Raw genomic sequence first — 22,828 nt, 5'->3', positions numbered from 1 at the left:
GGGGCGGCCTGGCGCTGCCCCGGTCAATGTCAGCGTTTGAGATTGGCCGTTTCCTGCAGCATCTCATCAACCGTCTGGATAACCTTGGCGTTCGAGGTATAGGCACGCTGTGTCTGGATCAGATCGGTCAGTTCGGCGGCGACATCGGTGGTCGATGCCTCGCGCGAATAGCCGGCAACCGCACCGGTCGGACCATCACCGGCGTTCCAGAGATAGAACGCACCGGATTGGGGCGAGACCTTGTAGGTCTGGTTGTCCATGGCAATCAGGCCATTGGGATTGGGGACATCCACCAGCGGCACCTGATACAGGGTGCGGGTGAAGCCGGTGTCATAAGTCGCCTGAAGATAGCCGTTCTCGTCGATCTGAAGTCCAGTCAGGTTGCCGACCGGAGAGCCGTTCTTGGTGACGTTGGCCGGTGAGAACCCGGCACTGAGCTGGGTGATTCCCTGGCTGTCGCCATAGCGACCGAGATTGATGGTCATGGGCCCGTTTGCGCCGGGAACCGTCAGCAGGCCGGTCGCCGGGTCATAAGCGCCCCCAGTCACCGCGGTGACGTTGGCCAGGGTCCCGCCGCCTGCCTGGCTGTCGTTGAAGTCCAGCGTATAGGTGCCGATCAGCGATTCATCCTCGGCTGTCGCAGGGTCGTCGATGATGGCCGAATCGCGGATTTCCATGGTCCAGCTGTTCGATCGCACGCCGGCAGCGCCGGCGACATCCGGCGTGAAGGTAATCGTCATCCGTTCGGAGTTGCCGAGATTGCCGAAATATTCGACCTCCATCTCTCGGGCGTCGCCGACAGCGCCGCCGACGGCGTCGTTGGCGGGCAGGTTGACGCGCAGGTTGATCCGTGTCGTCGGATCCGCCGCCGTCTGGCTGGGATTGATCAGGATGGGCTGCAGCCCGTTGGCGGAATCGCGCGGCTGGCTGGGGATGGTGCCGTCGGCATTTGCCGGCCAGCCCATCAGGACCAGGCCAGAGCTGGTGCGCAGATAACCCTGGTCGTCGGTGCGGAATGAGCCGGTGGTCGTCATGGTCAGGTCGCGCGGCGTGGTCGGACCGGAAAGCAGCGTCGCGGAACTGACGACCGGAAGCATGCCCCGGCCGGAGATGGCGATGTCCAGCGGATGCGAGGTGCTGACGAGGTTGCCGCGCTGATCGACGACCCGGCTGGTGGTGGCCCGGACACCGCCGGCCGTATATATCCCACCGCCGCGCGCCTGGTTGATCACCATGCTTTCGAAGCTGGTATCCACCCGCTTGTAGCCATAGGTGCTGGAATTCGCGATATTGTCCGAGATGTTGGCCAGGCGCGTCGAATTCGCGGCCAGCCCGGACACCCCGGCGCTGAGGGCAGATGAGATCGACATATCGTTGTCACCCTATGTGAGTCGCTGTTGCGTCAAGTCTGCGGCCGGGGGGTTAAGATGCCGCTAACGGCGGCAGTTCCCGGCCGGCTATCTCAGTAAAATCACTTCGATCCGGTTGTTGTTCGGATCCATGGGATTGACCGACCGGTTGCGCCGGTCGGCAAAGGCGGTGACGCGCTGGATGCGGGTGCTGTCGAAACCCGCCCCCTCCAGCAGGTTGCGCAGCGCATGGGCCCGGGCATCCGAGAGCGCCCAGACCGGCGACTGGATCAGCATCTCCGGATAGGCCCTGACATGGCCGGTCAGCGCGAGCTCGTTCTTGACCCGCCCCAGCACGCCCGACAAAATCCCGGCCAGTTCCTTCATGGCCGGGGTGGGCTGGGCGCTGTCGCCGACGAAAAGCGGCTCGTCCATCAGATCGGTCAGTTCGATGACCAGCCCCTCATCGGTCATGCGGGTCACGACATGGCGCAGCAGGTTGACCTTTTGCATCGATTCCGCGCCGCTGCCGGTCAGCTGGTCCTGGATGTGCCGGACCACTTCCTCGAAACCGGATTCCTGTCCCTCGCGTGCCCGGGCGGCAAGGGTATCGCGCGAGGCGCCGGCGCCCTTGCCGGAATTCGTCTCGGCATCCTGCACCTCGCCGCCGAAGGGGCCGTCGTGGCCGCTGCGGGTGGATTGGATCAGGGTCGGGTTGAAATAATCCGCCAGCCCCTGCCGCTGCTTTTCCGTGGTGGCGTTGAGCAGCCACATGAGCAGGAAGAATGCCATCATTGCGGTCACGAAATCGGCATAGGCGACCTTCCAGGCGCCGCCGTGATGACCGCCGCCGCCCCCGGCCTGGACCCGCTTGATGATGATCGGGGCGCCGCCCCCGTTCCCGGCCATGAGCCATTCCTTTCGTTGCCTGTCCGAAAGGTCTAGCGGCGCGCGGCTAATTTCCAGTTAACGCCTCAAATGCCGCATATTTCACCCGGCAAGCAATATGGCATTCAGCGCCATCACGTTGAAAGAAAACAAAATACAGCGCATTGCAAGGGCCAGCCAGAGGACGGGCCGGTGGGGGCTGGCCCTGCTGAAAGCCGGCCGCCGCAGGCGAGGGGACCATAACCGGACCCGGACGAATCATCGGACGCGGCATCTTGCGCCCGACCCGGGCCCCGATATTCTGCACCCATGCAGACCGAGGGCGAATATGACCTGACCACCGGCGCGGGGCTGATCGCCTGTCCGCGCTGCGACGCGCTGCATGTCGAGCGCGAGCTGGAGCCGGGCGAGACCGCGCGCTGCGTGCGCTGCAACACCCTGCTGGCCAGTCCGCGCGCCGGCGCTTTCACCCGGATCATCGCGCTGTCCTTCACCTCGCTGGTGCTGATGGTGGGGGCGGTGTTCTTTCCCTTCCTGGAAATCTCGCGCATGGGTTTCGGCAACCAGACCTCGCTTTTCGGGGTGGCGCTGGCCTTTTCGCATGGCGCCCTGATGCCGCTGACCGTGGCGGTGCTGGGCATGATCGTCGGGCTGCCGGTGCTGCGGGCGCTGCTGCTGGTCTATACCCTGCTGCCCCTGTCGCGGAACCGGGCGCCCTATGCCCATGCCGTGCCGGCCTTTCGCCTGTCCGAGGCGCTGCGGCCCTGGTCCATGGCCGAGATCTTCGTCATCGGCACCGCCATCGCCCTGGTCAAGGTGGCGGGGCTGGCGAATATCAGCCTTGGCCCGGCCTTCTGGGCGTTTTGCGGGCTGATCGTGGTGAACGCGGCCAGCAATGCCTTTACCAGCGCCACCACGATCTGGGACGCCATCGAGGATGCCGGCATGGCCACCGACGGGCGCGAGATCGTGCCGGAGAGCCGGGCATGAACGCGCGTTCGGACGCGCCCGTCCTGACCGCGCATCGCGCCGGGCTGGTCGGCTGCCGCGGCTGCGGCCGGGTCTGGCCGGAGACCGAGACGATCTGCAGCCGCTGCGGCGGCGCGCTGGTGCCGCCCGACCGGCGCTGCCTGAACGCGGTCTGGGCCTGGCTGGCAGCGGGCTTCGTCTTCTACATTCCGGCGAACCTGTTCCCGATGCTGAAGACCTCGACCTTCGGCGGGCTGCGCGGCAACAGCGAAGCCACCATCCTCGGCGGCGTGGTCGAGCTGATGCATTACGGCAATTACGGCGTTGCGGCGATCGTCTTTCTGGCCTCTATCGTGGTGCCGATCGGCAAGTTCATCGCCATCAGCTGGCTGGCGCTGGTCGCGGGGCGGCCGGCGACGGTCAGGGCCGCCCACAAGCGGCTGCATCTTTACGAGGTGGTCGAATTCATCGGCCGCTGGTCGATGATCGACGTGTTCATCGTGGCGATCCTGTCGGCGCTGGTGCAGCTGGGCTTCGTCGCCTCGATCCATCCCGGGCCTGCCGCGGTGTCATTTGCGCTGTCGGTTGCCTTCACCATGCTTTCCGCGCAAAGCTTCGATCCGAGATTGATCTGGCGCGGCCTTCCGCTGCGCAGCCGCAAGGACCATGAATGACCGACAGGCCCTCGCCCGAGCGCAGCGACACCCCCCTGAAGCCAGCCGAACCCGCCCGCAAGCCCGCGGCCCGCGCCGTGCGGGCCGGGCTGCCGCTGATCTGGCTGGTGCCCATCGCGGCGCTGATCGTGACGCTGGGCGTGGGCTGGAACATGATCGCCAGCCGCGGCACGCTGATCTCGGTCGCCTTCAAGGACGCGACCGGCATCACGCCCGGGGAGACGGCGCTGAAATTCCGCGAGATCACCGTCGGCAAGGTGGAATCCGTCCGCTTCACCGAGGACCTGCAGCAGGTCGAGGTGAACATGCGCGTGGACAAGGACCTGGCGCCCTATATCGACAAGGATGCGCAGTTCTGGATCGTGCGGCCGCAGGTCTCGGCCCAGGGCATTTCGCGGCTCGACACGGTGCTGACCGGCTCCTTCGTCGAGGGCTATTGGGACGACAAGGTGGACGGGCCGCAGACGCGGTTCCAGGGCCTCGACAAGCCGCCGCTGACCAGCTTCGGCGAGCAGGGCACCTGGATCGTGCTGGCGGCCGAACGCTCGCGCGGTATGACCGAGGGCGCGCCGGTGCTGTTCCGCGGCCTGCCGGTCGGGCGGATGCAGAACCTGCGGCTTTCCGAGAATGACGAGGGGGTGCTGACCGATGTGTTCATCGCCGCGCCCTATGACCAGCTCCTGACCACGAACACGGTGTTCTGGGACACCTCGGGCTTCTCGGTCTCGCTGGGGGCGCAGGGGCTGTCGCTGAACGTGAACTCGCTGGCCTCGGTGCTGCAGGGCGGCGCGGAATTCGCCACGCTGACCTCGGGCGGGGCCCCGGTCGAGGACGGGCATGTCTTTTCCCTGCAGCCCGACCGGGGCGCGGCCGAGGCGAACCTGTTTGCCGACGAAAGCAAGGCGCTGCGCCTGACCATGCTGGTCGACGAATCGGTGCGCGGGCTGGAGACCGGGGCCGATGTGCAGTTCATGGGCCTGACTGTCGGGCGGGTCACCAGCCTTGCCGCGCGGGTGGTCCGGGGCGCGGAGGGACAGGACCATGTCGAACAGGAGGTGACGCTGGCCGTCACGCCCGAGCGGATGGGCCTGTCGGGCGAGGCGACCCCGGAAGAGGCGCTGGATTTCATCGCCGGGCAGGTCCGGGCCGGGTTGCGCGCCCGCATCGCCAGCGCCGGCTTCTTCGGCACCTCGCTGCAGGTCGAGCTGGTCGACCTGCCCGGCGCAGAACCGGCCGAGCTGGACCGCACCGCCAAGCCCTACCCGGTCATCCCCTCGGTCCCCGGCGATATTTCCGATTTCAGCGAGACGGCGCAGGGCTTCCTGGCGCGGGTCGGCAACCTGCCCATCGAGGAGGCGCTGAAATCCGTCACCGACATGATGAACAGCGTCACCGCCATCGCCAGCAGCGAAGACACCCGCGCCATCCCCGGCGCGCTGCGCGGCACGCTGGAGGATGCGCAGGCCGCCGCCGGCGAGATCCGGCAGGTCACCACCGAGCTGCGCGAATCCGGCGCCGTGGGCCAGCTGCGCCGCATGGTGGACGAGGCCGCCGCCGCCGCCGAGGCGGTCAAGCTCGCCGCCGCCGACGTGCCGGCCATGGTCGACCAGATCGACGCCGCCGCCGTCAAGATCGAGGCGGTGGACTATGCCGCCATCGGCGCCGAGGCCGAGGGCATCCTCAAGGACGTGCGCGCGCTTCTGGGCACCGAGGATGCCGAGCAACTGCCCAAGAACCTGTCCGAGACGCTGAAATCCGCCTCCGGCCTCTTGAACGACCTGCGCGACGGCAATGCGGCGGGCAGCCTGAACAATGCGCTCGCTTCGGCCAGCACGGCGGCGCAGGATGTTTCGGACGCGGCGAAGCGCCTGCCGCAGCTTTCCGCGCGCCTGGAAGCCCTGGCGGCGCGCGCCGATGCGGTGATCGCCGCCTATGGCGACCGTTCCAGCTTCAACACCGAGACCATCAACCTGATGCGCGAGATGCGCCGCGCCGCCAACGCCTTCGGCAGCCTGGCCCGGACCATCGAACGCAATCCGCAAGCCTTCATCCTGGGACGATAAGATGCGCCTGATCCTTGCCTCCGTCGCCTGTCTTTCCCTGCTCGGCGCCTGCTCGAACGGCGAAAAGACCGCGCGCTACCTGATCGACCCGCCGGCCACGGGCGAGCGCGTCGCCGACCGGCTGGGCACGGCGGAGCTCAAGGACGTGTCCTTGCCGGAATACGCCTCGGGCGGCGAGGTCAGCTGGCAGACCGGGGACGGGGCGGTGCGCTCGAACACGAAACAGCTTTGGGCGGACGATCCGCAGCGGGCCTTCACGCTGACGCTGGCGCGCAGCATCTCGGACCTCTCGGGCGCCACGGTGATCGCCGAGCCCTGGCCGCTGGCCGAGCCGCCGCGTCGCCGGCTGGAGGTGCGCGTCGAAAAGGCGCTGGCGCAGGCCGACGGGCTTTATCGCCTGACCGGGCGCTATTTCGTCTCGGACGAGGGGGCGGGGGGCGCCAACCAGGCGCGCGGTTTCGACATTTCCGTGCCGCTTGCCGACCAGAACCCCGCCGCCATCGCCCGGGCGCAGTCGCAGGCCATCGCCCAGCTTGCCCGGCAGATCGCCACGCTGTCCGGGCCGGGCCGGTCGATCCGCACCAGCACCGCACCGCTGCCGCGGATCGACGACATCTTCTCGCAGCCGCTGCCGCCGCTGGAGGGCAGCTGAACCCGGCTGCGACAGTTTGACGGCTTTCCGCCTTCCCGCCCCCGCCTAGACTGCGCCCATCCCGGCAGCGGAGGTGAAATGCAGGCCGATCAGATCCAAGGGGTGCCGCTGCTGGCGCCGCCCGGGCGGCTGGACTTTCTCGACCGGCAAACGGTGCTGCTGCCCGCCCCGATCACCCCGCTGGAGGCATGGAACCGTATCCGCAGCCGCCCCTTGCCCCTGCTGGGCCTGGCCTTCCGCATTCGCGACGCGGTGTCGGCGCGGTTCGGGGTGCGGCGCATCGGCGGGCTGGGCAAGGCGCCCAGCGACAGCGTGCGCGCCGGTCAGCGGCTGGATTTCTTTCTGGTCGAACATGCCGCGCCCGACCTGCTGGTGCTGACCGAGCGCGACCGGCATCTGGACGTGATGACCTGCATCTCGACCCGCGGGGCAGAGCTGGCGATCACCTCCTCGGTGGTGACGCATAATCGCTTCGGCCGGGCCTATATGCTGGTGGTGGGGCCGGCGCATCGGCTGATCGTGCGCGCCATGCTGCGCCGGCTGATGCGGGGCTAGCCCGGCCTAGCCGGCATCCGGCTCGAACTGGCCGAAGCGGCCGGCGGCAAAGACCAGCGGGTGATCGCCCGGCCCCGCCACGGTCACCCGCAGCACCCGGCCGATCAGCACCGAATGGTCGCCCGCTTCATGCGCGGCATGGGCCATGCAGTCGAAGCGCGCCGCGACGCCGGGAATGACCGGCACGCCCTCGGGGGTCAGCACGCTTTCCAGCCCCTCGAACTGCCGGCCGCCGCGGGTAAAGCGCAGGCAGGTCTCCAGCTGCTCGGAGCCCAGCACATGCACCGACCAGGCCGCCGCCCCGGCGAAGGCCGCATGGCGGGCCGAGGCGCGGGCCGGGCACCACAGCACCAGCGGCGGCTCCAGCGAGACGCTGGAGAAGCTGTTCACGGTCATGCCCAGCGGTCCCTCGGGCCCGGCGGTGGTCACCACGGTGACGCCGGTGGCGAAACGCCCCAGCGCCTCGCGCAGCAGCCGCGCCTCGGCATTGGCGGGATGAAAGGTGATCTCGTCGGCCAGCCGGTCGCGGGTCGCGGGGGGAAGACGGCTCATGCGCGGGCCCTGTCATCTGCGGGACATGGCCAGAGCGGTTCCGGCCTTTGCCCCTTCTTAGTCGGCGGGCGGCGGCGCATCAACCCGACCGCCGGGCATCGCCATCCGCGGGGTCATGGCGGCGATCAGCTGTCCGTGCAGGGCGGGCGCCGCCACCACCAGCCCGTCGGTCAGCGGCCGGGCGGCGTTGAAGCGCATCGCCGCGCCGGTCAGGTCGCTGGCCAGGCAGCCGGCACGGGCGGCGATCAGGCTGCCCGCCGCCACGTCCCATTCCCAGGCCGGCCTGACGGACAGCGTCGCGTCGAACTGCCCGTCCGCCACCAGGCAAAGCCGCCAGGCCAGCGAGGGGCGGAAGCTGCGCCTGACCGGCGGCGGCGCGCCCCGCCAATGCGTGGGGTCGAGCCCGGCCTTGCTGGTCAGCACGCGCGCGCCCGTCAGGCCATGCGTCGAGGGGGCGATGGGCTTGCCGTCGCGCAGCGCCGGCCCATCGGCCGAGGCGGCATAGGTCGTGCGCTGCGCCGGCAGATGCACCACCCCCGCCACCACCCGGTCGCCGCGGGTGATCGCCAGCGCATGGGAAAACCCGACCTGCCCGTCGATGAAGGCGCGGGTGCCGTCGATCGGGTCGATGATGAAGCAATGCTCGGCCTGAAGCCGCGCCGGATCGTCGGCGCTTTCCTCGCTGAGCCAGCCGTAATCGGGCCGCGCGGCGCGCAGCAGACGCTCCAGATGCGCGTTGACCGCCAGGTCGGCCTCGGTCACCGGGCCGGCGCCGTCGCCCTTGTCCCAGACCCGGGGATCGCGCCGCCAGTAGCGCAGCGCGATTTCTCCGGCCTCTTGCGCGGCCTGTTCCAGAAGCGCAAGGTCACTCGCCGGCAACGGTCATCCCCTCGACCAGCAGGCTGGGCACGCGCATTCCCCGCCAGTCGGGCAGGTCGTTCGCCGCCGTCACCCGCAGCAGCATGTCGCGCAGGTTGCCGGCGATGGTGCATTCGTTGACCGGATAGGCGATCTCGCCGTTCTCGACCCAGAAGCCGCCGGCGCCGCGCGAATAATCCCCGGTCGTGCCGTTGATCGAGGCGCCCAGCATCGAGGTCACGACCAGCCCGCGCCCCATCTCGCGGATCAGCTCCTCGCGGGTCCTGTCGCCAGCGGTCAGTTCCAGATTGGTCACGCCGGGCGAGGGCGGCTGACCGGCGCCGCGCATGGCGCTGGCGGTCGAATCCATGCCGAGCTTGCGCCCGGTGGCCAGGTCCAGGGTCCAGCCCTGCAAGACGCCGTCGGCCACGATCAGCCGCGGCGCGGTCGCCAGCCCCTCGCCGTCGAACAGGCGCGACGAGCCATAGCGCGGTCGGTGCGGGTCCTCGCGCAGCTCGAACCCCCTGGGCAGGACCTGTTCCCCCAGCGCGTCGCGCAGCCAGCTGGCGCCGCGCGCCACCGAAGCGCCGTTCACCGCACCGACCAGATGGCCGATCAGCCCCGAGGCCACGCGCTCGTCGTAAAGGATCGGGAAGGCGCCGGTGGGCGGCTTCCGCGCGCCGCGCCGGGCGACGGTGCGCTCGGCCGCAAGCCGGCCGATCTCCTCGGGCGCGGGCATGTCGGCGGCATGGACGCGGCTCTCGCCGGCCCAGTCGCGCTCCATCCCCAGCCCCTCGCCGGTGATGGCGACGGTGGACAGGCTGTGGCCGCTGCGCCCGTAGCCGGCCGAGAAGCCGTTGCTGGCCGCCAGCCACATGCGGCGCTGCGAATGGCCGGCGCTGGCGGATTCGATCTGCGAGACGCCCTCGACCGCCAGCGCCGCGGCCTCGGCGCGCAGCGCCAGCTCCTGCAGCGCCTCCGGGCTCGGCTCGGGGCCGTGGTCGCAAAGGTCCAGCCGGGCGCTGTCGGTGTCGCGGGCCAGCTGTCCGGGTTCGGCCAGGCCCAGCGTGTCGTCCACCGGCGCCTCGCGGGCCATGGCGACGGCGCGGGCGGCCATCTCCTCGATGGTGCGCTGCGAGCGGTCCGAGGCCGAGACGCAGGCCTGCCGCCCGCCGATCAGCACCCGCAGCCCGATCTCGACCCCCTCGGCGCGCTCGGCATGCTCCAGATGGCCGGCGCGCACATCGACCGAGACGGCGGCGGCCTCCAGCGCCACGGCATCGGCCTGATCGGCGCCGGCCTTGCGCGCCGCTGCCAGAAGCTGCTGGGTCAGGGCCTCGAGTCGATGGAATTCGGACATGCGGTTCACCTTGGACAAGAACGGGGGCCGCGACGTCAACGCCCGGCCCCCGCGATACGATCCGTCAGGGCGCGCGGACGCCGCGCCGGACGGGATTACTTGATCTGCTGGCCGTTGGCAAAGATCGAGCCGCCTTCCTTGAACTCCAGCCGGGTTTCCAGCTTGTCCTCGCCCTCGGCGACCGGCTTGGCGAACATGGCCATCATCATGCGCACGCCCATGAGCTGATCTTCGGGGATCAGGCCCATGGCGCCCAGCTTGTCGATCAGCGCGTTCACGCCCTCATAGGTGGCGTGGATCTCGCCGACCGGGGCGGTCATGTCGCCGCCCTCGGGCGCCTGCAGCGCGCCCTCGGCATTCACCTTGGCGCCGAGCGCGTTCAGCGCGAACTGGTTGATCGCGACCTCGAGCGGCTCGAAGGGCTGCGGCGCGGCATCCGCCTCCATGTCCCCGGTTTCGTCGGCCTCTCCATCCTCGGCCGGCTCCTCTGCCGGCGGCGCCATGGCGGCGGGGTCGAAGATGTCCTTGAGGACCTTCATGGTGCCGGTCACGTCCAGATCCAGCGAGGCCGGGTCGCGCGGCAGCTGGCCCTCGGCGTCGAACAGGTTCCAGATCGCATCGCCCAGCGTCAGCCCGGCCAGCGAATAGGCGAACTTGAAAGGCTGCGCCTCGTCCGACTGCATCACCGGCAGCTGCATGTCGAAGCTGCCGCTTTCGATGGCGTAGTTGATCGGGAAGGCCAGGTCGCTGCTGGTCAGCTCGAAGCTGCCGGCGTCCGAACCGGCCTGGTAGGACATGCCGTCCTGCGACAGCGCATAGCTCAGCTCGAAGCCCTTGCCGTCGTATTTGCCCGCGCCGCTGGTGGCCTGGCCTTCCTCGTCCGTGCCGGCGAAGTCGAAGCTGGCGACCAGCGCCCCGGCCTTGAGCACGCCGTTCATGGCCAGCCCGGCCTTCAGCGCCGCGTTCATGTCCTCTTCGATCTTCGCGCCGCCGGGCACGGCCATTTCGCCCGTGGTCTCGGCCCCGTCGATGCTGCCCTCGAACTTGACCTTGTCGGATTCCTCGGCGGTCACGTCGCCGCTGAAGGTGATCCTGCCCGACTTCATCGCATAGTCGTATTTCGCCGGCGATCCGGCGACGATGTGGAAGGTGCCGGTCGAATCCGCCACCCCCACCTTGATCGGAAGCGGGGTTTCCTTGTCGCCGCTCTTGATCGTGGTCAGGGTGAAATCCATCGCGGGATAGTCGAAATCATGCGTCATGTCCTCGGGCGCGCCCGAGGTGACGATGACGTTGCCCGGCATGTCCACGGTAAAGGGCAGGCTGTAGCTTTGCCCCTCGGGATCGGTGCCATGCGCCTCGCCGGTCATCTGGTCGGCAAAGACCGTCCTGACCTTGCCGTCGCCGCTGTCGCTCAGCGTGACCTGGGGGATGCTGAAGCTGACCTGGCTTTCGGGCATGCCGCCGCTGATGGCGACATCGCTGAGGGTCAGCGTGTCGCCGGCCTTGTCGCGCTTGCCCTCGGTCACGCTGTAGCCGAGCGACTGGTAGTAATCGACCCAGGACTGCCACACCTGTTCCGAGGTCACGTCGGCAAGGGCCGGGGCGGTCATCGCGGCCAGTGCCAGGGCCGAGCTTGTCAGTCGCAGGTTCATTTCATAACACCTTTCCGGGCGAGAATTGCTTTTGAAACGCCAGCCCGGTTTCTGCCACAGCCGGCGCGCGGGTCCAAGGAGGGAATGATGATCGCAAGGGAATTCACCGGCGCAATCGGGCGCATCACCATCGCGCGCCCGGCCAAGGCGAATTCGCTGACCGGCGCCATGCTGGCGGAGCTCACCGCCGCCTTCGACGCCCTTGCCGCCGAGCCCGGCCTGCGCGCCGTCATCCTGACCGGCGAGGGCGCGGTGTTCTCGGCCGGGGCCGATCTGGACGAGGCCCGCGCCGGGCTGGCCCTGTCCCCGGAATGGGAGCGGCTGTCGTCCCGCGTCGCGGCGATGCCCTGCCTGACCATCGCCGCGCTGAACGGCACGGTGGCCGGGGGCGCCATGGGCATGGTGCTGGCCTGCGACCTGCGGCTGGCGGTGCCGGGGGCGAAATTCTTCTATCCGGTCATGCGCTTGGGCTTCCTGCCCCAGCCCAGCGACCCGCCGCGCCTGCGGGCGCTGGTCGGGCCGTCGCGGGCGAAGATGATCCTGATGGCCGGCCAGAAGATCCCCGCCGAGGAGGCGCTGGCCTGGGGGCTGGTGGACCGGCTGGTCGCGCCCGAGGCGCTGCTGGACGAGGCCGCGGCCCTGGCTGCGGACGCAAGCGCCGCCGGCGCCGAGCAGGTCGCGGCGATCAAGCTGATGCTGGACTGACGGCAACCCCGGCGCTGCCGGCGCGCGGACCGGTTTCAGCCGCCGCGCCGGCCCCGCCGTGACGTTGCGTCACAAGGTTCAGGCATAGGCGCTCTGTTTGCCGAAATGCGTGCAGAGCTGGTAATAGACCACCGCGCGATACTTGTTGCGGTTCGCGCTGCCATATTGCGCCACCACCTCGTCGATGGCGGCGGAAAGCTCGGGACCGTCGGGCAGGCCCAGTTTTTTCACCAGGTAGTTGGTCCTGATCCGCTCCAGTTCCGCCTTGTCGGATGCGGCCACGGTCTCGCCATCGGCATTGTAGATCGAAGGCCCGCAGCCGATGACCACCTTGGTCAACAGCTCCATGTCGGGCGTGACGCCCAGCTTTTCCTTCATGTCGGCGGCGTATTTGGCGATCAGATCGTCGCGCTTGCTCATGCTCCGTCCCCCTCGGGTCTGTTTCATCCCGAGGGGAAGCCTAGCGCCGGACTGACAAATATCAACCGAAACCGCGCGCTTGCGCGGTCCTAGACGGCGAAGGCCGGGGCCAGGGCCGCCGCGATCCGCCTGCCCTCCTCGGCCGGCAGCTGCGGCGGGGCCGAGAAGCTGCCGATGCCGTCCTGCAGATAGGCCTGCGACGAGACGTCATGCACATGATGCATCGGCACCACATGGGCATGGGCATGGGGGACATGGATGCCGGTATAGAACAGCGCCACCCGCTCGACCGCGTAAAGCGCCTTCATGTGGCGGGCGAGGCGCTGCGCGCAGCTGGTGATGCGGGTGGCAAGCGGTTCGGGCAGGTCCTCGAACCAAGGGTAATGCCGCCTGGGGATGATCAGGCAATGGCCGGGGCGGATGGGATGCAGGTCCAGGAAGGCCAGGATCTCGTCGTCCTCATGCACGCGATGCGCCGGCAATTCGCCGCGCGCGATGCGACAGAACAGGCAATCGTCGGACATGCAGGCATCCCCCCGGCTGATGGCGCCAGTTCAGTAGCGGTAATGTTCGGACTTGAACGGGCCTTCCGGCGTCACGCCGATATAGTCGGCCTGCTCCCTGGACAGCGTGGTCAGCTTGACGCCGATCTTGTCCAGATGCAGCCGGGCGACCTTCTCGTCCAGCGCCTTGGGCAGGATATAGACGCCGGGCCGGTATTCCGCCGCCTTGGTCCACAGCTCGATCTGGGCCAGCACCTGGTTGGTGAAGCTGGCGGACATCACGAAGCTGGGGTGCCCGGTGGCGTTGCCGAGGTTCAGCAGCCGGCCCTCGGACAGCAGGATGATGCGATTGCCCGAGGGCATCTCGATCATGTCGACCTGGTCCTTGACATTGGTCCATTTGTGGTTGCGCAGGGCGGCGACCTGGATCTCGTTGTCGAAATGGCCGATATTGCCGACGATGGCCATGTCCTTCATCTCGCGCATGTGCTCGATTCGGATCACGTCCTTGTTGCCGGTGGTGGTGACGAAGATGTCCGCCGTCGAGACCACGTCCTCCAGCAGCACCACCTCGAACCCGTCCATGGCGGCCTGCAGCGCGCAGATCGGATCGACCTCGGTCACCTTCACCCGTGCGCCGGCGCCCTGAAGGCTGGCCGCGCAGCCCTTGCCCACGTCGCCATAGCCGCAGACCACGGCGACCTTGCCGGCCATCATCACGTCGGTGGCGCGGCGGATGCCGTCCACCAGCGATTCCTTGCAGCCGTATTTGTTGTCGAATTTCGACTTGGTGACGCTGTCGTTCACGTTGATCGCCGGGAAGGGCAGAAGCCCCTTCCGGTGCAGGTCGTAAAGCCGATGCACGCCGGTCGTCGTCTCCTCGGAGACGCCCCGGATCGCGTCGCGCTGCCGGGTGAACCAGCCGGGCGAGGCGTCCAGCCGCGTCCTGATCTGGGCGAACAGCGCCTCTTCCTCCTCGCTGGTCGGCACGTCGATCAGCCCGGTCTCGCCCGCCTCGACCCGCGCGCCCAGCAGCACATACATGGTTGCGTCGCCGCCGTCGTCCAGGATCATGTTCGCCGTGCCTTCCGGGAACTGGAAGATCTGGTCGGTATAGGACCAGTATTCCGGCAGCGTCTCGCCCTTGACGGCAAAGACCGGGATGCCGGCCTTGGCGATGGCCGCCGCCGCATGGTCCTGGGTCGAGAAGATGTTGCACGAGGCCCAGCGGACCTCGGCGCCCAAGGCCACCAGCGTCTCGATCAGCACGGCGGTCTGCACGGTCATGTGCAGGCTGCCGGCGATGCGGGCGCCCTTCAGCGGCTTCGCTTCGCCATATTCCGCGCGCAACGCCATCAGGCCGGGCATCTCGGTTTCGGCGATGTCCAGCTCCTTGCGGCCGTAATCGGCCAGGGCGATGTCTCGGATGATGGAATCGGTCATGGGGCCCTCGCGCCTTGTGCTGTTGGCGCGGCCTTAGCATTCCCGGCGCGGTCCTGCAAACCGAAGCGGTCAGCCGTTGAGCCCGGCCTTGACGAAGAAGACCTGCGGGCTGGTCTGGTCGCTGAAGCCGATCCCCGAGGCGATCACGCAGCTGGTCGCGTCCGGGCGCTCGAAGACCACCGTCCAGGTGCCCATCAGGTCCGAGCCCCACAGCGTGGTGCCCTGGCTGCCGCTGGCGATTCTGGTCTCGCCGAAATCGTGGCGCAGGGTCGCCTCGATCGCGGCCTTGCGGTCGCACCAGGGCTGGTCGTCCACCGCCTCGTCGGACAGCGGCAGGGTGCGGGCCAGCTCGCGCACGGCGCGCGGGTCCATGCCGGCGACCGCGGACCAGCCGCGCGGATTGGCGGCATTCTCCTCGCGGGTCTGGATCGCGGCCTGCGCGGACAGGGCCGGCAGGGCCAGAAGCCCCGCCAGAAGCACGGGCGCGATGCGGGGGATCAGGGTCGTTTTCATCGCCTCAACCTTTCGCTTGCGCAGGTGACGAGGGAAAACCGCCGTGGTTCGCGAAAGGTTCCGATCCGACCGCGAATGTGAGCGGTAGCAGCTTTCGCTGGAATGGCTTAGAAGGACCGGAACCAAGGCCGGGCGAAGGGGGAAGGCAGCATGGCGATCCTGTTGGCGGATGTGGGCGGCACCAATGCGCGGATGGCGCTGGCGCGGGACGGCGCGCTTGCGACCGGGACCATCACCCGGTTTCGCGGCGACGACCATGCCAGCTTCGACGAGGTGGTGACGAGGTTCCTGGCCCAGCAGGGCAGCCCGCAGATCGAGGCGGTCTGCGTCGCCGTCGCCGGCCCGGTCTGGGGCGACGAGGCGCGGCTGACCAATCGCGACTGGACCTTTTCCGAGGCGCGGCTTTGCGCGCTGTCCGGCGCCCCGCGCGCCCGGCTGATCAACGACCTGATCGCGCTGGGCTATGCCACGCCGGCGCTGGACGGCGAGGCGGCGGGTTTCCTGCGCGCGGCGCCCCAGGGCGCGCTGTCGAACGGCCAGCGGCTGGTGGTGAATGCCGGCACCGGCTTCAACGTCTGCGCGGTCAAGGTCCTGCCGGACGGCGGCATCGCCTGCCTGGAGGCCGAAGAGGGCCATACCCGCCTGCCGCTTTCGGTGGCCGCTCCGCTGGCCGAGGCGCTGGGCGAGCCCGGCCGCGCCATCGATTCGGTCGAGGAGCTTTTCGCCGGCCGCGGTCTTGCCCGGCTGCACGCATTGCGCATGGGCGGCGCCCAGGGCCGGGCGGAAGCCGTGGTCGCGGCCGCCGCCGAAGGCGATGGCGCGGCCGAGGAAACGCTGGCGCTCTATGCCCGGCTGTTCGGACTGTTCTGCCGCGAACTTGCCTTGCGATTCATGCCGATGGACGGGATGTTCCTGGCCGGCAGCGTGGCGCGTTCCTGCACCGACCGCTTCGAGATCTTCGAGGCGGCCTTCCTGTCCGACCCGCTGATGGCGCGGATTCCGCAGGCGGTTCCGGTCGGGGTGATCCGGGACGACATGGCCGCGCTGCATGGCTGTCTGGCCGCAATCCGCTGAAAAATGCCCGGATTCGGGCGGGGATGCTGGATTTTGTTAACGCGGCCTGCAATGCTTTCGGCAAAACCGCCAGAAGCAGGGCAGTCAGGCAATGAAAAGCTGGATCAAGGCAGGAACGGCTGCCGCAATCATGCTGGGAACCGGCGCGGGCATGGTCTGGGCGCAATCCTCGGCCTCGCCCTCCTCCTCGCCCTTCTCGGGCTGGTTCGGCGGCGGCGACCGCAATGACCGCTCGCCCGTCGATCTGGATTTTCAGGTGCATGGCGGCGACGACGCCTTGCTTCCGGCGATCCGGCAGACCTCGCTTCTGGTCAGCGCCCAGGACGAGGGGCGGGTGACCGGGCAGGACATGCTGGCCGCGGCGCGCGGCGATTACGCCCGCATCCTGGGCGTGCTCTACGATCAGGGCTATTACTCGGGCATCATCGACATCACCCTGGACGGGGTCGAGGCGGCCAGCATCGCGCCGCTCGATGCGCCCAGAGAGGTGCGCAAGGTGGTGGTCTCGGTCCAGCCGGGACCGCGCTTCGGCTACAGCCGGGCCGAGATCGCGCCGGTGGCGCCGGGGACCGAGCTGCCGCGCGACTATCGCCGGGGCGAGATCGCCCGCACCGGCGACATGAAGAATGCCGCAACCGCTGGCGTCGCCGGCTGGCGCGATGTCGGCCATGCCAAGGCCGAGGTGGCCGATACCCAGATCATCGCCGATCACGCCACCAACCTGATCGACAGCCGCATCCGCCTGGCGCCGGGCCCCGAGCTGCGCTTCGGCCAGCTGACCATCCGCGGCTATCAGCGCATGGACCCGCGCCGGCTGCGCAAGATCGCCGGCTTCCCCGAGGGCGAGCGTTTCGACCCCGAGAAGCTTGAGGATGTGAGGAAGCGCCTGCGCCGCTCGGGCGTGTTCTCGGCCATCACCCTGACCGAGGCGGATTACATCGGCCCCGGCAACACGCTGGACGTGGACCTGCTGGTGGTCGAGCAGAAGCTGCGCCGGCTGGGCGCCGGCTTCGAATATTCCAGCACCGACGGGCTGTCGCTGACCGGCTACTGGATCAACCGCAACCTGTTCCGCGGCGGCGAGCGGCTGCGCGTCGATGCCAGCGTCTCGGATATCGGCGGCGATACCGGGCGCGACTACAGCCTGGGGCTGCGCATCGACCGGCCCGCCACCATCACCGCCGACACCACCGGCTATGTGCTGGCCAAGGTCGAAAGCCTGCAGGAAGAGGATTACGACCTCAAGTCCGGCACCTTCGGCCTGGGCTTCACCTGGATCCCCAGCGACGAGCTGACCGCCGACATCGCCCTGCAATACCGGGCGCTGAGGGTGGACGACGACAGCGGCCGCACCGATTTCCGGCTTTTCGCGCTGCCTGCCTCGGTCATCTGGGACAAGCGGGACGAGCCGAACGACGCCAAGCGCGGCTATTGGCTGTCGGGCGGCATCACCCCCTTCGTCGGCCTGCAGGAGGAAACCGGCTCGGGCGCGCAGATCCTGGCCGAGGGCCGGGCCTATTACAGCTTCGGCCGCGATGACCGCTTCACCCTGGCGGGCCGCGCGCGGCTGGGCACCGTGGTCGGCCCCGAGATCGAGGAAACGCCGCGCGACTATCTGTTCTGGTCCGGCGGCGGCGGCACGGTGCGCGGGCATTCCTATGAATCGCTGGGCGTCGAGGCGATCCAGGGCCCGGAGGGCCCGGTGCGCACCGGCGGCATGTCCATCGCCACCCTGACCGCCGAGGCCCGCATCCAGGTCCGCGAGCGCATCGGGCTGGCGGTCTTTGCCGATGCCGGCCGGGTCTGGGAGGACAGCGCCTGGTCCGGCGCCAGCGGCTGGCAGGCCGGGGCCGGGGCGGGCATCCGCTATCGCACCCCGGTCGGACCGTTGCGCTTCGACATCGCCACGCCGGTCGGCGGCGGCGATGGCGACGGGGGCGGGGTGCAGCTCTATATCGGTCTGGGGCAGGCGTTCTGATGCGTGATCTGGCTTATCGACTCATCCTTGCCTTCTGCCTTGTGCTGGCCGCGCCCCTGGCCGCGCTGGCGCAGGATACCGCCGCCGAGATCTCGCAGGAGGTCGAGGACGACCGCGGTTTCATCACCCGCTTTCTCGAGGAAAAGCTGTCGGGCGCCGGCCGGCAGGTGGTGATCGAGGGCTTTCGCGGCGCGCTGTCCTCGCGCGCCACCTTCGACCGCATGACCATCGCCGACGACGACGGCGTCTGGATCACCCTGGAAAACGGCGCCATGCAATGGACCCGCTCGGCGCTGCTGGCCCGCCGGGTCGAGATCAACGAGCTTTCGGCCGAGCGCATCATCCTGCCGCGCCTGCCCGGCACCGGCGAAAGCGCGCCGCAGGCCGAGGCGCGGGAATTTTCCCTGCCGCAGCTGCCGGTGGGGGTGAACATCGCCCGCATCGCCGTCGGCCGGGTCGAGCTTGGCCAGCCGGTGATCGGGCAGGAGGCGGTGATCTCCATCGACGGCTCGATGAACCTTTCGGGCGGCGAGGGCGAGACCAGGCTGACGATCAACCGCGTGGATGGGCCGCGCGGCGAATTCGCGCTGGATGCGGGCTTTTCCAACGAGACCCGGGTGCTGCGCTTCGATCTCAAGCTGGACGAGGATCGCAACGGGCTGTTCGCGAATGCGGTCAAGCTGCACGACCGCCCCGCGGTGCGGGCCGAGATCACCGGCGAAGGGCCGATGTCGGATTTCGCCGCCGATATCCAGCTGGCGACCGACGGCCAGCCGCGCGTGACCGGCACCGTCTCGGTCGATGCGGAAGAGCGCGACGGCGCTGCCGGCACCGCCTTCCGCGCCGAGCTGGGCGGCGATGTGGCCGCGCTGGCGCCGCCGCAGCATCGCGCCTTTTTCGGCACGCAGTCCCAGCTGGTGGCCGAGGGCTGGCGCGGGCAGGACGGGCGGCTGGTGGTTCCGACGCTGCGGCTGGCGACCGAGGCGCTGCGGCTGGACGGCAACCTGGCCACCACCAGCCGCGGCGCGCCGGAAAGCGCGCATCTGACGCTGCTGCTGGGCGAGGATGCGGGGGCTGCGCAACTGCCGGTGCGGCTGCCCTGGGCCGACAGGCCGACCACCGTGCGCTCGGGCAGCCTGCGGCTGGATTACGACGCGGCGCAGGGCTCGGGCTGGGTGCTCAAGGGCGTGGTGGGCGACATTTCCCGCGACGACATCGCGCTGTCCGAGCTGCGGATGGACGGGCGCGGCCGCATCGCGCTGACCCCCGAGCAGGCGCTGGAGGAGGTGCGCGGCTGGATCGCCTTCGGCATGGACGACCTGGCGCCGGCCGATCCCGGACTGGCGCAGGCGCTGGGTGACACGCTGAACGGCGGCCTCAACTTCGCCTTCACCCCCGGCAATGCGCTGCGGCTCTGGGGCATGAACATCAACGGCGAGGATTTCGGCTTCAGGGGCGAGACGACCGTCTCGGGCCTGCGGACCGGCATCACCCTGTCGGGCGACATCACCGCGCAGCACCGCAATGTCGGGCGCTTCTCGACCCTGGCCGGGCGCGAGCTGGGCGGCACCGCCGACGCGCATATCAAGGGCCGCTACGCGCTGCTGGGCAAGGGATTCGACGTCGAGGCAGAGGTGCTGGGCAACGACATCCGCATCGGGCAGGAGCACGCCGACCGCATGCTGGCCGGCCAGTCGCGCATCGAGCTGAGCGCCCGGCGCGACACTGCGGGCATCAACCTGCGCAAGCTGACGGTGAACGCCCGGAACCTGACGGCCGAGGCGCAGGGCCGGCTGGACAGCTTTTCCAGCACCCTGACCGCGACCATCGCCATGCCCGACCTGTCGGTCGCGGACCCGGACATGGCGGGCAGCGTCCGCACCGAGGCCCGCGTCACCGGCGCTGCCGGCACGCGCAAGATCACCCTGACCGGCAAGGCGCAGGACCTCGTCACCGGCATCGCCGAGCTCGACGGCGCGCTGAAGGGCGAAACCGACCTGCTGGTCGAGGCCGCCGAGACGCAGGGCAGCTTCGAGGTGCAGACCTTGCGGCTGACCAACCCGCAGCTGGATGCCCAGGGCCGGGGCAATTTCGCGCAGGGCGCGATGGATGCGACGCTGAACCTGTCGATGCCCGACCTCGCGGTGCTGGGGCGCGGCTTCTCGGGCGGGCTGACCGCCGAGGCGACGGCGGTGGAACAGGACGGCGCCCGCCGGATCGAGCTGACCGGGCGCGGCACCGACCTGCGCTTCGGCCAGCAGGACGTGGACGGGGCGCTGACCGGCGTGACCGATCTGCGGCTCTCGGCCGAGCAGCGCGGCGACGAGATCACCGTGCACGGTTTCAACCTGACCAACCAGCAGATGCTGGCGACCGCGCAGGGCCGCATCGCGCCCACCGGCACCGACATGGAGGGCCGGGTCGAGATTCGCTCTCTGGCCAGTTTCGGCCGCGGCTGGCGCGGTGCGCTGAACGCGCAGGGCAGCTTCAAGGACGACGGTTCGGGCGCGCGGCGGCTGGACGTGACCGGCACCGGCACCGACCTCTCCTTTGGCCAGGCGCAGGTCGATGGCGCGCTGGCCGGCGAAACCCGGCTGGCCCTGCACGGCGTCGAGCGGGACGGGGTGTTTTCCATCGAGACCGCGACGGTCGACAACCCGCGCCTGAACCTGGGCGCCGAGGGCCGCGTCGGCCAGGGCGCCACCGACCTGACCGCGACCCTGCGCGCCGACGACCTGCGCTTTCTGGGCCGCGGCTTCCGGGGCGCGGTCAATGCCTCGGGCCATGTCCAGGACCAGCAGGGCGGCGGGCGGCAGATCACCGCCAGCGGCGCGGCGCGCGGCCTGGGCATCGGCAACCCGCAGGCCGATGCCGTGCTGGCGGGGGAAACCAGCTTCGACCTTGCCGCCGCGCAGCGCCCGGACGGCAGCCTGACCGTCAGCCGGCTGCGCGCCGGCAACGGCCAGTTCAGCATCACCGGCGACGGCAACCCGACCGAGGGGCTGAACCTCGATGCCCGGCTGAACGACCTGGGCCTGCTGGTGCAGGGCTTTCCCGGGCCGGCCACCGTTGCCGGCACTGTCCGCAATACCGGCCGCGCCTATGACGTGAACCTGACCGCGACCGGGCCGGGCAATACCCAGGCAAGGGTGACCGGCACGGCGGCGACGGATCTTTCGACCGCCGATATCGCGGTCAGCGGCAGCAGCAACGCCGCCGCGGCGAACTCCTTCCTGCGCACCCGCTCGATCGAGGGGCCGCTGAGCTTCGACCTGCGCCTGAACGGCCGGCCGGCGCTGGAATCGCTGTCGGGCCGGGTGGCGCTGACGAATGGCCGGCTGGCCGAGCCGCGCTTCGGCCTGGCGGTCGGCAGCCTGAACGCCAATGCCGATTTCAACGGCGGGCGCATCACCGTCGATCTGCGCGGCGCGGTCGAGGCCGGCGGCATCATCACCGTCAGCGGCCCGGTCAATCTGGTCGGCGACCGGCAGATGAACCTGGACGTGCGGCTGTCCGACGTGGTGCTGCGCGACCCGAATCTTTACCAGACGCTGGTGAACGGCGCGATCAACGTCGCCGGCACGGTGGGGCAGGGGCCGATGGTCTCGGGCCGCATCGATGTCGGCCATACCGAATTGCGCATCCCCTCGACCGGGCTGGGCGGCGCCAAGGCGATCCCGGACATCATCCACCGTTCCGAACGCCCGCCGCAGCGCCAGACCCGCGCCAAGGCCGGGCTGCTGGAATATCCCAGCGAAGCCTCGCGCCAGGCCGGCATGGCCGCGCCGCCGGCGACGCCGCCGGCCAATCCGGCGCGCTTCGACCTGCTGATCTCGGCCCCCTCGCAGGTCTTTGTCCGCGGCCGCGGCGTCGATGCCGAACTGGGCGGCGAGCTGCGCCTGACCGGCAATGCCCGCCAGCCCATCCCCATCGGCCAGCTGGAGCTGATCCGCGGCCGCGTCGACCTGCTGGGCAAGCGGTTCGACATGACCGAGGGGCTGATCGAGCTGCAGGGCAGCCTGATCCCGGTGATCCGGCTGGTGGCCGAGACGGTGCAGGACGGCATCACCACCCGCATCATCATCGACGGCGAGGCGCAGGATCCCGAGATCACCTTCGAATCCTCGCCCGACATGCCGCAGGAAGAGGTGCTGTCGCAGCTGCTGTTCGGGCGCGGCCTCGACAATATCAGCGCCCTGCAGGCCGCGCAGCTGGCCAGCGCCGTGGCGACCCTGGCCGGCCGTGGCGGCGAGGGGATCGTCGGGCGGCTGCGCGCCTCGACCGGGCTCGACGACCTGGACCTGGCGACGGACGATCAGGGCAATGTCTCGGTCCGGGCGGGCAAGTATCTCTCTGAAAATCTCTATACCGACGTGCAGGTCGGCGGCGACGGCAAGACCAAGCTGAACCTGAACCTTGACATCTCGCAGACCCTGACCGCCCGCGGCTCGGTGGACAGCGAAGGCGAAAGCACCATCGGCCTGTTCTACGAGCGCGACTACTGATGCCTGTTCCGCAGGCCGCAGCGATGGACCCCGCCCGCAGCCGCGCGGCGGGGTCTTGAATAACTGCGGCGAGTTTATTAGCTAGCTAATGAAATTTGCCCCAGGACATTCC

Annotated in this window: 19 protein-coding genes; 9 read left to right on the top strand and 10 right to left on the bottom strand. The window is 69.3% G+C overall.

What is annotated here, in order from left to right:
- Nucleotides 1–29: 29 nt before the first annotated feature.
- Together PARJ55_RS0102880 and PARJ55_RS0102875 are read right to left on the bottom strand one after the other, a co-directional pair.
- Complete coding sequence (locus tag PARJ55_RS0102880; RefSeq protein WP_028711625.1) at nucleotides 30–1,370, bottom strand: flagellar hook protein FlgE; 1,341 nt, start codon at nucleotides 1,368–1,370, stop codon at nucleotides 30–32.
- Nucleotides 1,371–1,457: 87 nt separating this feature from the next.
- Nucleotides 1,458–2,258: a flagellar motor protein MotB gene (locus PARJ55_RS0102875; RefSeq protein ID WP_028711624.1), complete on the bottom strand. Its 801-nt coding sequence runs from the start codon at nucleotides 2,256–2,258 to the stop codon at nucleotides 1,458–1,460.
- A 288-nt stretch (nucleotides 2,259–2,546) separates the two neighbouring features.
- Here PARJ55_RS0102875 and PARJ55_RS0102870 point away from each other — a divergent pair, with 288 nt between their 5' ends.
- The 5 genes from PARJ55_RS0102870 to PARJ55_RS0102850 all read left to right on the top strand — a co-directional run bounded on the left by PARJ55_RS0102870 (nucleotide 2,547) and on the right by PARJ55_RS0102850 (nucleotide 7,150).
- Nucleotides 2,547–3,227 (top strand): paraquat-inducible protein A, encoded by a 681-nt coding sequence (locus PARJ55_RS0102870; RefSeq protein ID WP_028711623.1) that lies wholly within the window; start codon nucleotides 2,547–2,549, stop codon nucleotides 3,225–3,227.
- Nucleotides 3,224–3,880 carry a paraquat-inducible protein A gene (locus PARJ55_RS0102865; protein WP_028711622.1) on the top strand — a complete coding sequence of 219 codons (657 nt, stop codon included), beginning with the start codon at nucleotides 3,224–3,226 and terminating at the stop codon, nucleotides 3,878–3,880. Before PARJ55_RS0102870 ends, PARJ55_RS0102865 begins: the two co-directional genes overlap by 4 nt.
- Nucleotides 3,877–5,943, top strand: a complete 2,067-nt coding sequence (locus PARJ55_RS0102860) for an intermembrane transport protein PqiB (RefSeq protein ID WP_028711621.1) — start codon at nucleotides 3,877–3,879, stop codon at nucleotides 5,941–5,943. Before PARJ55_RS0102865 ends, PARJ55_RS0102860 begins: the two co-directional genes overlap by 4 nt.
- Before the next feature lies 1 nt (nucleotide 5,944).
- Entirely contained in the window at nucleotides 5,945–6,595 is a 651-nt protein-coding gene (locus PARJ55_RS0102855) for a membrane integrity-associated transporter subunit PqiC (protein ID WP_028711620.1), read from the top strand.
- A gap of 78 nt (nucleotides 6,596–6,673) precedes the next feature.
- A complete protein-coding gene (locus tag PARJ55_RS0102850; RefSeq protein ID WP_036697285.1) occupies nucleotides 6,674–7,150 on the top strand; it encodes a DUF2867 domain-containing protein in 477 nt (158 codons plus the stop codon).
- Nucleotides 7,151–7,156: 6 nt separating this feature from the next.
- On the opposite strand, the gene PARJ55_RS0102845 is transcribed toward PARJ55_RS0102850, so the two are convergent.
- The 4 genes from PARJ55_RS0102845 to PARJ55_RS0102830 form a co-directional block, all read right to left on the bottom strand.
- On the bottom strand, nucleotides 7,157–7,702 hold the full coding sequence (locus PARJ55_RS0102845; protein WP_036713728.1) for a flavin reductase family protein: 546 nt from the start codon (nucleotides 7,700–7,702) through the stop codon (nucleotides 7,157–7,159).
- Between the two features lie 57 nt (nucleotides 7,703–7,759).
- Nucleotides 7,760–8,581, bottom strand: a complete 822-nt coding sequence (locus tag PARJ55_RS0102840; RefSeq protein WP_028711617.1) for a 3'(2'),5'-bisphosphate nucleotidase CysQ — start codon at nucleotides 8,579–8,581, stop codon at nucleotides 7,760–7,762.
- A complete protein-coding gene (locus PARJ55_RS0102835; RefSeq protein WP_028711616.1) occupies nucleotides 8,568–9,920 on the bottom strand; it encodes a TldD/PmbA family protein in 1,353 nt (450 codons plus the stop codon). The genes PARJ55_RS0102840 and PARJ55_RS0102835 overlap by 14 nt, the downstream gene beginning before the upstream one ends.
- Nucleotides 9,921–10,015: 95 nt before the next feature.
- On the bottom strand, nucleotides 10,016–11,575 hold the full coding sequence (locus PARJ55_RS0102830) for a DUF2125 domain-containing protein (RefSeq protein WP_028711615.1): 1,560 nt from the start codon (nucleotides 11,573–11,575) through the stop codon (nucleotides 10,016–10,018).
- A gap of 87 nt (nucleotides 11,576–11,662) precedes the next feature.
- Here PARJ55_RS0102830 and PARJ55_RS0102825 point away from each other — a divergent pair, with 87 nt between their 5' ends.
- Nucleotides 11,663–12,280 carry an enoyl-CoA hydratase/isomerase family protein gene (locus tag PARJ55_RS0102825; protein ID WP_036697336.1) on the top strand — a complete coding sequence of 206 codons (618 nt, stop codon included), beginning with the start codon at nucleotides 11,663–11,665 and terminating at the stop codon, nucleotides 12,278–12,280.
- A gap of 78 nt (nucleotides 12,281–12,358) precedes the next feature.
- Here PARJ55_RS0102825 and PARJ55_RS0102820 read toward each other — a convergent pair whose 3' ends face one another.
- From PARJ55_RS0102820 to PARJ55_RS0102805, 4 genes are all read right to left on the bottom strand, one after another.
- On the bottom strand, nucleotides 12,359–12,700 hold the full coding sequence (locus tag PARJ55_RS0102820) for a DUF2853 family protein (protein ID WP_028711613.1): 342 nt from the start codon (nucleotides 12,698–12,700) through the stop codon (nucleotides 12,359–12,361).
- Nucleotides 12,701–12,789: 89 nt separating this feature from the next.
- Nucleotides 12,790–13,224: an HIT family protein gene (locus PARJ55_RS0102815; protein ID WP_028711612.1), complete on the bottom strand. Its 435-nt coding sequence runs from the start codon at nucleotides 13,222–13,224 to the stop codon at nucleotides 12,790–12,792.
- Between the two features lie 30 nt (nucleotides 13,225–13,254).
- Nucleotides 13,255–14,646: an adenosylhomocysteinase gene (gene ahcY, locus PARJ55_RS0102810; RefSeq protein WP_028711611.1), complete on the bottom strand. Its 1,392-nt coding sequence runs from the start codon at nucleotides 14,644–14,646 to the stop codon at nucleotides 13,255–13,257.
- A gap of 69 nt (nucleotides 14,647–14,715) precedes the next feature.
- A complete protein-coding gene (locus PARJ55_RS0102805) occupies nucleotides 14,716–15,159 on the bottom strand; it encodes a hypothetical protein (protein ID WP_028711610.1) in 444 nt (147 codons plus the stop codon).
- A 150-nt stretch (nucleotides 15,160–15,309) separates the two neighbouring features.
- Here PARJ55_RS0102805 and PARJ55_RS0102800 point away from each other — a divergent pair, with 150 nt between their 5' ends.
- The 3 genes from PARJ55_RS0102800 (at nucleotide 15,310) to PARJ55_RS0102790 (ending at nucleotide 22,716) form a co-directional block, all read left to right on the top strand.
- Nucleotides 15,310–16,233 (top strand): glucokinase, encoded by a 924-nt coding sequence (locus PARJ55_RS0102800; RefSeq protein WP_028711609.1) that lies wholly within the window; start codon nucleotides 15,310–15,312, stop codon nucleotides 16,231–16,233.
- 130 nt (nucleotides 16,234–16,363) lie between these two features.
- On the top strand, nucleotides 16,364–18,211 hold the full coding sequence (locus PARJ55_RS0102795) for an autotransporter assembly complex family protein (protein WP_232215656.1): 1,848 nt from the start codon (nucleotides 16,364–16,366) through the stop codon (nucleotides 18,209–18,211).
- Nucleotides 18,211–22,716 (top strand): translocation/assembly module TamB domain-containing protein, encoded by a 4,506-nt coding sequence (locus tag PARJ55_RS0102790; protein ID WP_028711607.1) that lies wholly within the window; start codon nucleotides 18,211–18,213, stop codon nucleotides 22,714–22,716. The genes PARJ55_RS0102795 and PARJ55_RS0102790 overlap by 1 nt, the downstream gene beginning before the upstream one ends.
- Nucleotides 22,717–22,828: the final 112 nt, after the last annotated feature.

The sequence above is a fragment of the Paracoccus sp. J55 genome (assembly GCF_000513975.1).
In the GTDB taxonomy this organism is placed as follows: domain Bacteria; phylum Pseudomonadota; class Alphaproteobacteria; order Rhodobacterales; family Rhodobacteraceae; genus Paracoccus.
This window is presented reverse-complemented; position numbering and strand designations above follow the sequence as displayed.

Coding starts and splice junctions, on each gene's coding strand:
- ahcY (WP_028711611.1), bottom strand. CDS start 14,646: ATGACCGATTCCATCATCCGAGACATCGCCCTGGCCGATTACGGCCGC.
- PARJ55_RS0102850 (WP_036697285.1), top strand. CDS start 6,674: ATGCAGGCCGATCAGATCCAAGGGGTGCCGCTGCTGGCGCCGCCCGGG.
- PARJ55_RS0102790 (WP_028711607.1), top strand. CDS start 18,211: ATGCGTGATCTGGCTTATCGACTCATCCTTGCCTTCTGCCTTGTGCTG.
- PARJ55_RS0102805 (WP_028711610.1), bottom strand. CDS start 15,159: ATGAAAACGACCCTGATCCCCCGCATCGCGCCCGTGCTTCTGGCGGGG.
- PARJ55_RS0102825 (WP_036697336.1), top strand. CDS start 11,663: ATGATCGCAAGGGAATTCACCGGCGCAATCGGGCGCATCACCATCGCG.
- PARJ55_RS0102870 (WP_028711623.1), top strand. CDS start 2,547: ATGCAGACCGAGGGCGAATATGACCTGACCACCGGCGCGGGGCTGATC.
- PARJ55_RS0102880 (WP_028711625.1), bottom strand. CDS start 1,370: ATGTCGATCTCATCTGCCCTCAGCGCCGGGGTGTCCGGGCTGGCCGCG.
- PARJ55_RS0102800 (WP_028711609.1), top strand. CDS start 15,310: ATGGCGATCCTGTTGGCGGATGTGGGCGGCACCAATGCGCGGATGGCG.
- PARJ55_RS0102845 (WP_036713728.1), bottom strand. CDS start 7,702: ATGAGCCGTCTTCCCCCCGCGACCCGCGACCGGCTGGCCGACGAGATC.
- PARJ55_RS0102860 (WP_028711621.1), top strand. CDS start 3,877: ATGACCGACAGGCCCTCGCCCGAGCGCAGCGACACCCCCCTGAAGCCA.
- PARJ55_RS0102795 (WP_232215656.1), top strand. CDS start 16,364: ATGCTGGGAACCGGCGCGGGCATGGTCTGGGCGCAATCCTCGGCCTCG.
- PARJ55_RS0102815 (WP_028711612.1), bottom strand. CDS start 13,224: ATGTCCGACGATTGCCTGTTCTGTCGCATCGCGCGCGGCGAATTGCCG.
- PARJ55_RS0102875 (WP_028711624.1), bottom strand. CDS start 2,258: ATGGCCGGGAACGGGGGCGGCGCCCCGATCATCATCAAGCGGGTCCAG.
- PARJ55_RS0102865 (WP_028711622.1), top strand. CDS start 3,224: ATGAACGCGCGTTCGGACGCGCCCGTCCTGACCGCGCATCGCGCCGGG.
- PARJ55_RS0102830 (WP_028711615.1), bottom strand. CDS start 11,575: ATGAACCTGCGACTGACAAGCTCGGCCCTGGCACTGGCCGCGATGACC.
- PARJ55_RS0102835 (WP_028711616.1), bottom strand. CDS start 9,920: ATGTCCGAATTCCATCGACTCGAGGCCCTGACCCAGCAGCTTCTGGCA.
- PARJ55_RS0102820 (WP_028711613.1), bottom strand. CDS start 12,700: ATGAGCAAGCGCGACGATCTGATCGCCAAATACGCCGCCGACATGAAG.
- PARJ55_RS0102855 (WP_028711620.1), top strand. CDS start 5,945: ATGCGCCTGATCCTTGCCTCCGTCGCCTGTCTTTCCCTGCTCGGCGCC.